The sequence below is a fragment of the Nostoc sp. genome (genome assembly GCF_036917465.1).
GTDB lineage: Bacteria > Cyanobacteriota > Cyanobacteriia > Cyanobacteriales > Nostocaceae > Nostoc.
Window position 1 is genome coordinate 12,522 of the sequence record NZ_JBALDL010000105.1, and the last position, 15,455, is coordinate 27,976.

General features: G+C 40.8%; 10 protein-coding genes. 3 read left to right on the forward strand and 7 right to left on the reverse strand.

Annotated features, from left to right (window positions below; genetic code table 11):
• Positions 1-95: 95 nt before the first annotated feature.
• The gene (locus V7K38_RS27855; protein ID WP_334862754.1) at positions 96-815 is read right to left on the reverse strand and encodes a response regulator transcription factor; all 720 of its coding nucleotides are present in this window, start codon (positions 813-815) and stop codon (positions 96-98) included.
• Between the two features lie 632 nt (positions 816-1,447).
• Here V7K38_RS27855 and V7K38_RS27860 point away from each other — a divergent pair.
• On the forward strand, positions 1,448-2,542 hold the full coding sequence (locus tag V7K38_RS27860) for a hybrid sensor histidine kinase/response regulator (protein WP_334862755.1): 1,095 nt from the start codon (positions 1,448-1,450) through the stop codon (positions 2,540-2,542).
• Positions 2,543-2,719: 177 nt separating this feature from the next.
• Here the strand turns inward: V7K38_RS27860 and V7K38_RS27865 are convergent, their stop codons facing one another.
• Entirely contained in the window at positions 2,720-3,463 is a 744-nt protein-coding gene (locus V7K38_RS27865; RefSeq protein ID WP_334862757.1) for a response regulator transcription factor, read from the reverse strand.
• Positions 3,464-3,619: 156 nt separating this feature from the next.
• On the opposite strand from V7K38_RS27865, the gene V7K38_RS27870 reads away from it, so the two are divergent.
• A complete protein-coding gene (locus tag V7K38_RS27870; protein ID WP_334862760.1) occupies positions 3,620-4,684 on the forward strand; it encodes a YheT family hydrolase in 1,065 nt (354 codons plus the stop codon).
• A 161-nt stretch (positions 4,685-4,845) separates the two neighbouring features.
• On the opposite strand, the gene V7K38_RS27875 is transcribed toward V7K38_RS27870, so the two are convergent.
• Positions 4,846-5,040 carry a DUF433 domain-containing protein gene (locus V7K38_RS27875; RefSeq protein ID WP_334862762.1) on the reverse strand — a complete coding sequence of 65 codons (195 nt, stop codon included), beginning with the start codon at positions 5,038-5,040 and terminating at the stop codon, positions 4,846-4,848.
• A 136-nt stretch (positions 5,041-5,176) separates the two neighbouring features.
• On the opposite strand from V7K38_RS27875, the gene hetI reads away from it, so the two are divergent.
• Positions 5,177-5,884, forward strand: a complete 708-nt coding sequence (hetI, locus tag V7K38_RS27880; protein WP_334862764.1) for a 4'-phosphopantetheinyl transferase HetI — start codon at positions 5,177-5,179, stop codon at positions 5,882-5,884.
• A 47-nt stretch (positions 5,885-5,931) separates the two neighbouring features.
• Here hetI and V7K38_RS27885 read toward each other — a convergent pair whose 3' ends face one another.
• From V7K38_RS27885 to V7K38_RS27900, 4 genes are all read right to left on the reverse strand, one after another.
• A complete protein-coding gene (locus V7K38_RS27885) occupies positions 5,932-6,735 on the reverse strand; it encodes an SDR family NAD(P)-dependent oxidoreductase (protein ID WP_334862766.1) in 804 nt (267 codons plus the stop codon).
• Between the two features lie 555 nt (positions 6,736-7,290).
• On the reverse strand, positions 7,291-8,805 hold the full coding sequence (locus V7K38_RS27890; RefSeq protein ID WP_334862768.1) for a thioester reductase domain-containing protein: 1,515 nt from the start codon (positions 8,803-8,805) through the stop codon (positions 7,291-7,293).
• 2 nt (positions 8,806-8,807) lie between these two features.
• The gene (locus V7K38_RS27895; RefSeq protein ID WP_334862770.1) at positions 8,808-10,484 is read right to left on the reverse strand and encodes a PfaD family polyunsaturated fatty acid/polyketide biosynthesis protein; all 1,677 of its coding nucleotides are present in this window, start codon (positions 10,482-10,484) and stop codon (positions 8,808-8,810) included.
• A gap of 180 nt (positions 10,485-10,664) precedes the next feature.
• A complete protein-coding gene (locus V7K38_RS27900; RefSeq protein WP_334862772.1) occupies positions 10,665-15,413 on the reverse strand; it encodes a PfaB family protein in 4,749 nt (1,582 codons plus the stop codon).
• Positions 15,414-15,455: the final 42 nt, after the last annotated feature.

Here is a 15,455-nt window from a genome sequence, read left to right on the forward strand (position 1 = left end):
CGATTATGTCATTTTACTAAAGTGTGTAACAATTTCTTCATAAATCTTTTTAGAAGTAATCGTTTTGACCTAAATATAATTATTAATAAGTATATTTACGGTACTAATCCAGCCCGCAAAGCTCGGACAGCAGCCTGTGTCCGGTCAGCAACACAGAGTTTATTGAGAATACCTCGAACATGAGTTTTGACAGTACCGACTGTTAGATAGAGTCTTTTAGCGATTTCTGCATTGTCACACCCAGCGACAATCAACTCTAAAACATCCATCTCTCGATGAGTTAAAGGATAGCTGACGATACTTTTCTCGGTATCTGGATCAATACCTTCAATCAAAACTCTTTTTCCAGATGCGCCTCTGCTGCCGTCGGGGAAATCTTGACGTATTTGCTGTAGTACAAGGTCTGCGATCGCCGGATCGATCCATGAGCTACCTGCATAAGTCGTTTGCACAGCCTCTACCAGTCTTTCAGTTTCGATATCCTTCATGCAATAAGAATCTGCACCTGCTGCAAATGCTGCTAAAACAGCCTGTTCGCTATTTTGCATCGTTAAAATTAGCAGCTTTGTTGTATAGTCTTCGTTTTCTGATTGATATTGCCTAAATGTGCGTGTTAGCTCAATCCCATCCATGTCAGGCAAACCGATATCAATAGTCGCAACATCAGGCTTGAGAGTTTTCAGAAGCTTGATGCCCTCAGCTGCATTAGCAGCTTCGCCAACAATGTTAAACTCTGGCTGGGTTTGTAAGGCAGACCGTAAACCAATTCTCGTTAGGTTGTGATCTTCAATCAGAAGGATCTTGATTTCACTCATAGTTACTTAACTTTACTGTTATCTATCGAAAGTACAGATTAAAATAATCTCGTTCTTCTATTCGGTATCTTATACAAAAAGCAATACACTTGGTATTGTTTCCTGAAGTTCATCTACCGTTAGACATAAATTGCCTTATCTGATAAGTTTTTCTAAGGCAAGAATTTTGATATGACAAGATAATTCAATGAAAAATATTTTTATACCTTAACCTGATATAGATGTGTTACGGTCAAAAATTTTTCATTAAAAATCCGGCAGCAAGCAAGAGTCGATGACTATTAAATAAATAGTTACCCTCACAGTGGCTATGATGACGTACATACAATAAAACCCAGATACAGATATTGTTTAGATAAGTAGCTTGGTGTGAATATTTAATTTTCTTAACATAGTTTGGTTTTTCCGAGTCGTTCTACTTAATTAGACGATTAATATACTTACAATAATTAATACTACTTAATTAGTACTATTAAGTATGCTGAAGTACAGGGTATTTACTTAGATAACACAATATTTAATTCAAGAAACTTTAAAGGAAAATGTGAATCCTTAATAATCTCAGCGCTGGTAAAGTAAGCTATTACTAGATTTGCTAGGGATAGCCAAGCACTTCTTTTTTTTATTCAGCCATGTCTTTAACTAAAACTGTCAAAAAAGATAAAATTCTCGCTGTCGATGATGTTTTTGACAATCTACTGGTGTTAGAAGCAGTCCTAGAAGATGAGGGCTATGAAATTAGCTTGGTGGAAGATAGCAAAATTGCTTTGGCTATGGTTGAGGAGTCACCACCAGACATCATTCTCTTAGATGTGATGATGCCGGAGATAGATGGCTATGAATTTACTCGACGTATCCGAAAGAATCCGGCATTGCCATTTATCCCGATTCTGCTGCTAACGGCTCACTATCAGTCTAGCGTTGTGGAAGGACTCGATGCTGGTGCAGATGATTTTATTCGTAAACCATTCGATCCTGATGAACTACATGCACGAGTGCGATCGCTCTTGCGCCTTAAACATAGCATCGACGAACGAGATCAGATGGCTAACCTGCGGGCAGATTTTGTCTCGCGTTTTACTCACGATCTACGTATACCCCTAGTAGCCTCCAACCGCGTCTTAAAATTATTGCTGGAAGGTAGGTTTTGCGATGTTTCGCCACAATTGCAAGAAATAATTGATACCATGATTGGCAGTAACCAAGACCTGCTAGAAATGGTAAACACCTTGCTAGAAGTTTATCGTCATGAAGCAGGTTGTAAAACCTTAAAGATTTCTGCCTGCAATATTGAGGAACTAGTTAGTGAAGTTACCCAAGAATTAACTCCCTTAGCTGAAGAAAAAGGATTGGCTGTAAATATCGATCGAGGTGAAGTCGCAAGCACCATCATGGGCGATCGCGTAGAACTGCGGCGAGTTTTAACAAATATTCTCGGCAATGCTATCAAATTTACAGACAAAGGTTCTATAGATATTAACTGCCATCTGACTCCAGCAGATGTGATTATTGATATCCAAGATACAGGGCCAGGAATTTCTAAACAAGACCAAGCAATATTGTTTGAGCGATTTCGTCAAGGTAAACACCAGCGTTCTGGTAGTGGTTTGGGACTATATCTATCTCGCTGCATTGTTGAAGCACATCAAGGCACAATTGATGTAACATCTGAGCCAGGGCAAGGTAGTAGATTCACCATCCGTCTACCTATAGCAGGGGAAAAGTAAAAGTGGGAATGTTTTTTGGCAATATTCTGATTAATTCTTGTAGAGAAGTTACCTTGCAACCTTGCAACTTCTCTACACACCTGTGAATCGCAGTAATCTTAACTAAACGGTAAGGAATAAGAGTTGCGGAGATTTCTTGCCTAATTCATGGCTTAGTTAAGGGAATTTAGCGTAATTTTATTCAACCAGTGTTGTGGAAACTCCTTCGCTTGCTTGAGGGATACCGGGTAACTCAAGACAGTATCCAGCACCATATACTGTTTTGATATAGCGGGGGTGGCGGGGATCTGGTTCTAGCTTCGTTCTCAAGTGGCGAATATGGACTCGAATCGTTTCTATGTCATCATCAGGATCGTAGCCCCAAACTTCTCTGAGGATTTCGCTGGGAGAAACTGTTTGACCGTGGCGTTGTAGTAAGCAGTGAAGTAACTCAAATTCCAAGTGAGTCAATTTCACTGTCTCATTGAACCATATTGCCTCAAATCTTTCGGGAACGAGGGTGAGTGAGCCATAGTTTAAAATCTCACTATGCTTTGCTGCTTGAGGAATGCGATCAGTCCGTCGCAAGAGCGCCCGCACCCGCGCCAGCAGTTCTTCAACTTCAAAAGGCTTAGTGAGGTAGTCATCTGCGCCAGCATTGAAGCCTTCTACCTTGTTCTGAGTTTGGCTCAAAGCCGTTAACATTAATACGGGAATTTCAGAGGTGCGATCGTCGCGGCGCAGGCGTTGGCAAACGGTAAACCCATCTACCCTGGGCAACATTAAATCGAGCATGATCAAGTCTGGTTGTAGCTGGAGAGCCAGCGCTTGACCTTTGATGCCGTCTTCAGCTTGACTAACATCGTAGCCAGCCATTTCCAAGTTGACGGCAACTAGTTCTGAAATCGCTGGGTCATCGTCTATGACAAGAATCCTCGGCATTCTTAAAAATTACTACTACTTATTAAGGATAATTAACAACCTTTGATAGATACAAAGATTTTTGAATCGATTCTAAAAAAGTTTTTAAATCTTACATAAATATTAAGATTAAATGACTGTGAAATCAAGACTCAACCACACGAAATCTTATAGTCTATGATGTGTTATACTCCCCCCTACAATCCGTCTTGGTTTTTACAAAACGGTGTGATCATGACTGTATACACCGCTTTGTGGGGAAAGCGCCACTGGGAAAGGACTGCTAAAGACCCAGAACCGTCTTATCACGAAAAAATTTTTGTTGGTGCCCAAGGTGTGCCAATTTTTGGCTTGGTTGCCATACCTGATAATGCTCACAGCACAATTATCGGTACTTATGGCATTACTGGAGAGTTAGAAACAGAATGGTATTTGAGAGTACTAGCGCGTAAAGCTTATGCTCAAGGATACGCTGTGGTGTTATTTGATTGGCGGGCCCACGGTAAAACAGCCGAATTGTCCCCGACTCTAACTTCTGATGGTTTGTATGAGGGGGAAGATTTTGTTCGCATTGCGGCTGCTGCTAAAGCAATGGGATGTCTCGGTAAATTTTGGTTTACAGGGTATTCTTTAGGGGGGCAATTAGCGCTATGGGCAGTGAAGGTAGCTGGTGAGGTAATTAGGGAGAACGAAGATTTAGGGCTAACAGATAGCGATATTGGTGGTGGTATGGTGATATGTCCGAGTTTAGATTCGGAGCGATCGCTATCTTATCTAGTTACTAAGCCCTTGGGCAGATATTTGGAAGCGGGGATTGCCCAGAATTTAAAAAAACTGGCATGGCGAATCCATGATGCTCATCCTGGAAGCATTGAACCAGAAGCCATTGAACGGGCGAATAGTATTTGGGGTTTTGATAATGAACTGGTAATTAAGCGATTAGGTTTTTCTTCTGTGGAAGCATATTACCAAGCGAGTAGTGCTTTACAAATATTGCCGCAAATCTCGAAACCAACTTTGATTTTATATGCTGCTGACGATCCACTTTTTGACCCAGCCATCATACCGGAATTACAACAAGCGTGCGATCGCAATTCCGCAATAGATTTGTTACTTACTCAATACGGCGGTCATGTTGGCTATTTGAGTAGCAAAGAGTGTCAACGTAAAGTAAAAGATTCTGACCCTTGGTGGGCATGGAATCGGGTTTTAGAATGGTTGGAGCAACAGCGTAATTCGTAATTTTAAGTTCCGTAGTCCGATTTGTCAAAATGGTATGTGTCTTTACCCTAGCAAATCTTCCGCACCAGAAGCATCTTCGCTACCATAAGCTACATCATAACTAGCATTCCGCAAGCGGATAACACTGATCATCGGGAAATTTTCGTTTGCTAAAAATAGCATCACGCTGACTCAGATAAAAACGGTAGCATATACAAAGATTTATCTCGCATACACTCAGCAACAAATACAGCTTGCAGAGCTTGTGGTGTTAAAGTTGGATAATTATCTAAAACTTGCTGTACCGTCCAACTGTTAGCCAAGAAACCAAGTATGAATTCAACAGATAACCTTGTACCTTTTACCGTTGGTTTCACCTAATAATATTTTGGGGTCAGAGTGAATGTATTGTCCCCAGTCCATAATCACTATTTTTTGATAGCAAAGGTAATAATTAAGATTTTAACTAACTTGTACTAAGCGAAGTCGAAATATTACGAATTACGAATTATTATGAATCTCTGGCTACCTGCGCCCACAAATTTAACTTTGTTACCAGATGAGATTCATGTCTGGCGTATAGAACTTGACCAACCAGAACTAGAACTGGAAAATTTAGCAGCAACTCTTTCGAGCGATGAAATGGCTCGTGCGGAACGGTTCTATTTTCAGGAACACCGGCAGCGTTTCATCGCTGGCCGTGGTATCCTGCGAACTATATTAGGTCGCTATTTGGGTATTGAGCCGTCACAAGTGCAGTTTAATTATCAACAGCGTGGCAAACCAGTATTAGCAGAAACATTTGCTGATAGTGGACTGGCGTTTAACTTGTCTCATTCTCAAGGTTTGGGTTTGTGTGCAGTGAATTGTACTCGCCCAATTGGTATAGACCTAGAATATATTCGCCCGATGTCTGATTTAGAAGCTCTTGCCAAACGGTTCTTTTTACCGAGAGAATATGAAATGTTGCGATCGCTATCTCCCAACCAACAGCAAGAAGTATTTTTCCGTTACTGGACTTGTAAGGAAGCTTATTTAAAAGCAACTGGAGACGGACTATCCCAGTTAGAGCAAATTGAAGTGTCGCTCACTCCCACAGAACCAGCCAAGTTACAGATATCTGAAGACTGGAGTCTTTTTGAACTAGTACCCGCTAACAATTATGTTGCTGCTGTTGCTGTAGAGAATTTTGGCTGGGATTTGAAGTGTTGGCAATATTAATGCTAGTGATTGGTCAAGAGTTATGAATTCTTCCCCTGCTCCCCTGCTTATTTGTCCTCCTGCATATTTCGGACAATTTTTGTCACCAGGTTTCTGGGTACAAATCTGACGCTTTTTGCAAGTATTGCATTGAGTAAACCAGGAATGACAATGGTTTGACCCTTCATTAAGGCACGGAAACCAACTTCAGCTACTGTTTTTGCATCCATCATCCTCTTACCCTTGAGCAACTTAGAGTCAGCCATGCCAGTACGTTCATGAAAGCCAGATGCGGTTGAACCTGGGCAAAGAACTGTCACAGTGACACCTGTACCTTCTAATTCATTAGCGATCGCTTCCGAAAAAGATAAGATATAAGCTTTAGTAGCAAAATAAACCGCCATCAAAGGCCCAGGTTGAAAAGCCGCAGCCGAGGCGACGTTTAAGATTTTGCCTTCACCTTGCTTTACCATCTGCTTCACGAATAGCTTGGTTAAATGGGTGAGACACACCAAATTTACCTGTAGCATTTCTAGCTCAGTCGCTAAGTCTGTTTCGTGAAATAATCCATAAATACCAAATCCAGCATTATTTACCAGCACATCAACATTAATATCGGCGAGTTGCAACTCCGTGAAAATTTCTTCAGGAGCCGTTGATATAGATAAATCCTTAACAATAGTTTTGACAAGATTTCCAAATTTTTCTTGGAATTTAGCAGCAATTTCTACAAGCTTTAATCCGTTTCTGTCTACTAATACCAGATTGTAATCATGAGCAGCAAAAATACATGCTAATTCGTAGCCAATTCCACCGGCTGCCCCAGTAATAAGAGCAGTTTTTTTCCTCCGACCTTGATGTGTTGTGTTCATGTAAGAATATTGGTGAATTCAACTTGATGAAGCGGCGTTGCATTTACAGTGGTTCTCGTTCTACAATTAAGTACGCGTAATATTTGAACCGACAAGAAATGTCTTGGTTATTACCTTTTCAAATGCTTGTATGATGTCTTGGATAGATGTAGCAGTCCAAACGTAAACTTAGGACTTATGCATCGAATAAGTGAGGCATTAAAGAAGTTTGGTTATTTCAAACTATTACTACTGGCTTTTTATTACTTACCAAAGCCAGCAGCTAAAATCAAACTTTCATCCCCGACACTAACCATTCTATCCTTAATTGCTGATGTCAAGAGGTGAATACTAAAAATTTACATTATTGAGCATAAAAAAATAGGGCAATTATATTGCCAGTGTGGGAGTATGAGTTATTCTTGGCATCTGAAATCTTGGCTATTCAACAGTACTGTGTTTTAAAAACATGGACTAAAAAATTATTTTGTAGGGTGTGTTACGGCTTTCGTAACGTACCGAAGTATCAGGGATAATACGTTACATTCCTAACACATCCTACAGAAGTTGAAATTCCTAAGCGAGATTTAAGAAACCACTTTGAATCAAGTAAGCGGTATAAGTCATAAACAATTGAGAGTCAATTGGAGGACAAGCAATAGAACTACCTGCCAATGCATGAAGAGTATCTTGGCAGCTAATATGGGGTCTTCTAGCTTGTAAATACAAATCAGGAATAGTCAGTTGTTCATCAGACCAACGTTCCAGCAAAAATGGTCGCAGAGTGTACAAAGGATTGTCGGCAGAAGTCACATTATTGATTAACTCAGATTGCCATTTTTCATAAGGAATCATTTCAACTGAATAACCAAAAGAGCGTATCCACTCAACTAGTATTTTCAAAGCAGCAGGTTGGGGATGTTGTAAATTGAAAGCTTTACCTATAGATTCTTTCTGTCTTGATAGATAAACAATTGCTTTACTTACATAGTCTACAGGTGACATATCCAACATATAATCTACATCAGGGAAATATCCCATTTGTAGACAGCCCTTGGTCATCAGATTGATAAAGTCATGTGTGTTACAAATGCCAGTTTTGCTATCACCTGAAATCAGTGGCGGTCTGTGGATAGTTACAGGCAGCCCACGATCACGAGCAATTTTAACTAACTTTTCAGCTACCCATTTCGTTTGAGAGTAACCAAGATAAATACCTTCCCAATGATTAAACTCATCCTGTTCTTTAACAACCTTGCCAGCATAAGCCGTGGATTCAAAAACAGCCACACTAGAAACGTAATGTACAGGCTTGACTTTAACTTGACAAGCCAATCTTAGAACTTCCTGAGTTCCTAAAACATTGGCTGCTTTCAGCGCTGAATAGGGAAAAACATAATTCAACAAAGCACCGCTATGATAAATAGTATCAATATTGGTAGCTAACATTTGAAACTGTTCCGAACCAACACCTAATAATGGCAGAGATAAATCGCCGACAACCGGAATAATTCTGGACTTAAATTCTTCCTGCCAAATTGCATATTGTTCCAGATTCTTTTGGAGTTTGCTTTTACCTTCTTCGGCATTGGCAGCACGCACTAAGCAATAGATATCGGCATTGGTTTCTTGTAGCAATTCCCGGATGATAAAAGCTCCTAAAAAGCCGGTTCCTCCAGTTATAAAGATGTTCTTGGGTTCACCCACAAGCACATTAGCTCCAGCACCAGGATGGATGGTGGGGTCAAGAACAGCCTCAGCACCTAAATCTAGAATAGAGGGAGCAGCATTGGCATTAGAAGCTGTCACCTTTGTATCTTGAATTGGTGAACCTTCTTGCACTTCTTCAGCTAAACGCTGTGAAAGAGCTTCAATATTTGGGTAATGCCACAATAGCAACGGAGATGGTTGAAATCCGAGCAACTTTTCTAAGTTACTTACTAGAATCATTGCTTGGGCTGAATCTAACCCATAGTTTTCTAAATGTTCTTTGACATCTATTTCATCGGTTGCTACTCCTAGCAACTTAGCTAAATTAGATACCAAAAATATTTGAATATCGTCTGCTGTGAAAGACTGTTTTATAGTCATTTTTAAATCTCCAACAATAATGTAGAACGAACAGGGTGATATTGACTGTAATAATCGGAAGTTTGCAGCCCTTGAATTTTCAAATTTTGGACGCGATACAAAAAGGCTGCACCAGTCATAATTTGATTAGCAACATCAACTACACCACGATTATTTGGTTCAGACAGGTAAGAACCGCGTACCCAGTCATTGAAACCGCCCATTGCCGGGCCACACCAAATTTGATAATCTACTTCTCTACCTTTTTCGCCAGAACTAGACCAACGGGAAGATAATCCTAAATACCAACGGAAAATCAACGCCATTTTCAGTTTAGGATTATTGACTGCCTTCCCCAGTTTCTCAGGATTCTTTTGGGATAAATAAGCCGCAGTTCCTTCCCAGACTTCAGCAATAGTTTTGCGAAAAACTTGTTTTTCTAATTTCTCTCTTTCTGCCAAAGGAATCTCTTCAATGGAACCATAAGCGCGATAGAGTTCAAATAATTTCTGCGCTCGCATTGGGAACATTGTACCCCGTTTGAGAACTTGTAATTTGACTCCCATTTCAAACATATCGGCTGCTGGAGCCATTATCATATCAGCCATTTCTGCTTGAGCTAGTAACTTTTTAGTATGTTCGCAAGCTCCAGATTCAACACATGACTGATTAATGGAACCGGTCATTACATAAGCTGCGCCCATCATAAAGGCTGCTAATGCTGATTGTGGTGTCCCAATTCCCCCTGCTACTCCAATTCTAATTGGTGTTTGATAATGAGATTGGGCTTGTATTTCATCCCGCAAGGCAATAATAGAAGGTAACAAACAAACCAGTGGACGGTTATCTGTATGACCTCCAGAATCAGCCTCGACGGTAATATCATCAGCCATTGGAACTTTTGCTGCAAGGGTTGCTTGTAACTCGGTAATTAATCCTTGTTCAAGAAGCTCTTTGAGTATTCTCGCTGGTGCTGGTTGCAAAAATTTAGTCGCAACTTCTCGACGAGAAATTTTGGCAATGACTTTATTTTTGATTTCGATTTGATTGGCGTTGTTTAATCCCAATCCAGCAACACGGTAATAAACAATGTTGGGGGTCAAGTCGAGAAATGCAGACGCTTCTACTGTTCTCACTTGATATTTGAGGTATAAATCTACGGCGCGGCGTTCAATTGCTGGTTCATTGGGACTATGAATTAAATTAAAAGCATAAGGCCCTTGAGGTAAAGCTTGTTGAATGCGATTGATGGCTGCTTCCAAACGTTCTGGAGTTAAACCACCTGCACCAAAGGAACTCAAAATTTGCTCTTTTCCTAGTGCAATGACCATTTCTTCGGAAGCAATTCCGCCAGCCATTGCGCCGGTAACGTAGGCATATTTTACTCCATAAGCGGAGAGGAAATTGGGATCTCCAAACTGTTGAATTCGGATTGGGGCTGCAAATGTTAAGAGTTCTACTTGTGCTGTTGTGCCATTATCACCAGGGGATAAATACCCCTCGTTGGTGACACCGATTTTTCCGGCAACTTTCACGATGTAGCAGGGTTTATTTAATACCATCAATTTATCTTTGATGGTTTGTTTCTCAAAAGATACTGTTTCTAAAGAACCTTTCCAAACTTGGTTTTTGTTATAAGACCAAGTGGAGAAGTTAAGGCCATTATCGTGTTTACTTAGTACCGTATCTACGGTTGTCACGGTAGTTATCCCTCGGATTACAAGCAATGGATGATAAAGTTGAAGGGTGTAGACTTTTTATAGGAGTCTAGATTTTCATACCAATTCTCTAGGAGATGCACGTAATAATTTTTAAACGAACCGCAAAGGACGCAAAGGGCGCTAAGGAAGAGAAGGTTTAGAGAGAATTGGTATGAGATATTAAGATTCTTCGTTAAGCAAGTTTTGGGCGCAAGCTAGTTGCAATTGAATTATTTCGCTCATTTGCTGGCTGTAATCTTGTCTAGCTTGTAAAAAGGCTGTGTGTGCTTTAGTTATCTTTGAATTATTAGCATTGAGCTTTTGATACTGGGTCTTATTTAAATCGAACATGCTGATGATGCTAGTAATTTTTTTAGTTCTGATGGGTGGGGATGAAACAGGAATTGGATGTTTAATTGCAATTGACTCAGAAGATTGTAATTGTTCTCTCGGCTCAAAAACGTTATCAATGATATTTTTCGGTTTGAGTTCTTCTGGCTGAAGCAAGATGGTAGGGGAATAACTTTCTTGTTGGGTTATTTGGTTGGAAGTATTAAGAGAATCTGTGATTTCAGATTGTTGGATATTAGGTATATTTGGATGCTGTTTTTTGAAGCGATCGCCCTTAATATCCTCAACTAAACTTTCAACAAGTTTACGGTTTTCTTCGCTCAAAATTGTAGCTGCGATCGCTTTCCCACCCAAGGTAACTGTTCTCAATGTTGCTTTATTTGAATTAGCGGTTTCTTGGGCTTTGCTATACAGTGGTGATAAATCCACGTTCACCTGATGGCTGAGTAGTTTTGCTAATGCTTTGACTATCGAAGCATGGTCATCCATCCCTCTACGATTCAGAGAAACTGTGACATGTTCTTTGTTGCCGAGAATTTTATCAATCCATCGTGAACAAACACTACCCGCGCCTGCTTCTAAAAATATTCGCACACCATCATCGTAGACACGATTAACTAATTGCGGGAAATCAAGCTCTTGACACAATCCTTTGGCGATATTGTGAGCAATTGCATCACTTTCAAGTGCAACTGGTTGATAATCGGCGGCGGAATAAAACACAATGCCAGGAAGATTTTGGGATGGTAAGGTGTTTACTTTCTTGATTTCCTCGTACTGCGATCGCATCGCTTCACAATGTATCACATGGTCGAAGGGCGCGGGGAAGGCATTACAACCTAAAGTTGCAATCAATCGCTTACAGGCTGCATCATCACCAGCGATTAATACTTCTTCTGGTGTGTTGATTTGAGTTAAGTAGACGCGATTCTCTTGTTTCAGGCTTTCTCTAACTTGAGATGGAGTAGCCATGAGAACATAGGTATTCCAAAAATTGTTGTTTGGTGAATCTGTTAATCCCCAATATTCACGCACAGCATTTTTAGGGCCAGATAACTTATCACCAAATAGAGGTGATGAATTTAAGGTGTTACTTCCACCCTCAAAATCACTCCAAACTCCTTGAGCAACCATCATACTAGTTTCACCCAAGCTATACCCAAATACAGACTGCGGCTTGACTTGAAAATCATCTCGGAAAATTGCTGTCATGTATCTAGCAAAGGCAATTTCACTTTCAAACATTGCCAGTGAATCATCTAACAATTGCTTTTCAAGAGTTTCTAGTTGCCTGGTTGTCAATTTAGGTAAACTTCTGGGATAAACTAGCTTTTCAACATCGGCAGCCCGGTTGTAGAGATTATTACTTTTTAAGTCCTCGAAGACTTTCGGAAACAAGCGAAAAACAGTCCGACCAATGCCGATATAAGAATTGACTGCTGCGGGGTAAACGTAAGCAACTGCTCCAGTTTTACCTAATGGTTTCGCTGTGAAATAACTTCCTAGTGGTGTTTGCCAATCTGTTCCTTTCTCAAAAGCATTGTTTATACCTTTACGAGCAGATTCAATTTCTTTGAGTAAATCTTTTGTGTTACGTCCTGTGATTGATAAGACGTATTTTTGATTAGAATGCTGTTGAAAGGTAGCGAATGTTTGGCTAGCGGTAGCTGATAAAGAAGAACTAGCTTCGATGGTATGTTGGAGATGATTAAGTAAATCTGGTATATTGGAGCGATCGCTAACTGCGATAGGGAACAGATGAAAAGGCATTTGTTGCAAATATCTGTTGTCGCGCTCCTCTTGGCTGGGTTCCTCCGATAAGATTAAATGGGCGTAACTCCCATCTATACCCATGCTGTTAATTGCTGCTATTCTACGTGTGCCGCCTTTATCGACAAACCAAGGTCTTGATTCCATTGCCACATAGAAGGGACTACCTGACCATACTTGCGGTGTTTTGACACCAGACCATTTGGGGGTAGCGGGAATATACCTGTAATAAAGACAGAGAGCGGTTTTGATTAAGCTAGCAATTCCCGATGCTGTATAGGTGTGGCCGATATTAGCTTTGACGCTGCCCAATGCACAATGCAAACCATTGCCCATTTTCGGATAAGCTTGCAGTAAACCTGCGATTTCAGCTTCATCCTCCTGGGGAACGCCACTACCGAAGACTTCCACATAGTTAACTTCTGTGGGTTGAATCTCCGCCATCTGGAAGGCTTGTTTGCAGACATTACTGATAGCTGAGGCATCAGGTTTTACCAGAGCGTTACTCAAAGTAGAATTACCTTGTGCGAAACTCATGGCATCAATTACTGCATAGATGCGTTCATTATCTTCCTTAGCTGCTTCGTAGCGCTTAAGGACGACAGCACCCGCACCTTCGCCAACCGTCCAGCCATTTGCTTGTTGGTCATAACCCAACGTATTGACACCTGTATTAATTGGTGCAAATTGGCTGCGGAACAAGACATTTTCTACACCACCGGCTAAATCTACCGCACCCACAACGACTGCATCAACTTCTCCAGTAGCAAGTAGCATTTGTGCAACTTCCAACGCTTTGAGGGCAGAATTCTCGCCAGCGCTGATGGTGAATGCAGGGCCAGTGAAATTCCACAAAGCAGAAATTCGACTCGCCATGATGTTGGCGATGTGACTGACATATTCGCCGATTTCTACTGGTTGGTGAATGCTATCTTTGACAATGGTTTCCAGTTGCGCCAGCTGTTCAGCAGGTAGAGAAATTCCTTGGTTGAGTAAGCCGTCCTTAACTTGCCAAGAGAGATTCCATCTTTGCTGTAGCTGATGCACAGAGAATTCTGTCTCGGCGGCGACAATAACGGCCACATTGCTGCCTTCCTTTAGTTTCGCATCTTTTACGGCGCGATCGCTAACCTTCAAAAGCAATAATTGTTGTGGGTTTAACTTCTCTATTTCATTCGGTGGGATTTTGCACGATAAAGTATCGATTTCAAAATCTTTGATATATGCCCCTACTGGTGCTTTCCCGTCTGTCAAACCGTACTCTTTCAGGACATTTTCTTGATTTTCTATACCATGCCATCTTTGAGGTGGTAGAGAAGTAAAATGTTGTGTTCCATCATAAATACTGCGTTCAAAAGCATCTAAACCATTGCAGTTACCAAAAAAGGCATCCATGCCGACAATGGCGACTTTCGTAGGTGGAACAGGTGGAGTTGATTCAACTGATTGTGTTGTATTTCCTTGTTCTAAAATCAGATGAGAATTAGTGCCGCCAAAACCGAAAGCGCTAATAGCCGCCCGTTTAATTGGTGTGTTATTATTAGGCCATGCTGTCGCTTTTCTAACAATTTTGTCGGCAGAAATTGTATTTTTTTCTGACGTTAAAGGGTCAGAAACATTCATGGTTGGTGGAATTACACCATGAGACATACTCAAAATCACCTTAGTCAAGCCAACCATGCCAGCAGCAGTTAGCAAGTGACCAGTATTTGCCTTAGCAGAACCCACCAGAGGCGCAGCTTGATTTTGACCAAAGAATGTTTCTATAGAGTTGAATTCGGTTGTATCTCCGAGTAATGTGCCTGTGGCGTGACACTCTAGATAATCGATGGTTTTGGGACTAAATTTTGCCTCATTATAGGCTCGTTCAAAAGCTAAGACTTGTCCTTTAGGATTGGGACTCAGTAAATGTTTCCCTTTGCCATCATTGGAGAGTCCATTACCGCAGATGGTAGCGAGAATATTATCGCCATCTCTAACGGCATCAGAATATCTTTTCAGCATCACCATTCCAACACCATCGGCGGGAATTAGCCCTCTAGAGGATTTATCTAAGGGGCGACTGATGCCGTTTTCTGCATATCCTTGAACACCGGAAAATAACATCCGCACGAATAGGGAATCTGCACAACTGATGGCTCCAGCTAACATCACATCAGCTTTGTGTGACCATAAGTAATGAGATGCTAATTTAATAGCATAAAATGATGACGAACAAGCAGCATCCAGACATAAATTAATCTGGGAAAGGGAGAAGGCTTGAGCAACGATAGATGCTGGTAAACCAGATATCATCGCATTGTATAAAGATGATTTAGTTGCACTTGGGACAGCTAAATCAAAGTCTTCATACTGCAAAAGTTCTCTGACAGCAGGGTTAATAGCTTTCTGGTAGATTGGAGAGAATAATTGATTAGATAATTTTGTTGGAAATGACAAATTACCTAAAATTACGCCGCATTTTGCCAGGACATTTTGATTACCCCAATAACCACTCTGTACAATTGCTTGTTTAGCGGCATACAATGACCATTTGAAGGTGTTATCTAAACCACCAACAAATTCTGATGGTAGATTGTATTCAGATGGATTAAATTGGAAATTGCGGATGTATCCGCCTTTGAGGGAATAGGTTTTATCTGGTGTACCTTTAACTGGATTATGAAATATTGTCGGATCTACTCCGATTTCTTCAACAGTTGCAGAGGATGTCGAATCTTTTTGATTAACGATGTTCTGCCAGTATTCTTCAGGGTTTTTAGCATCGGGGAATAGGCATGATAATGCGATGATGGCTATTTTTTCCACGATTTATATGCTCCGAGTTTGGGTATTTAGCAAGAGATAATT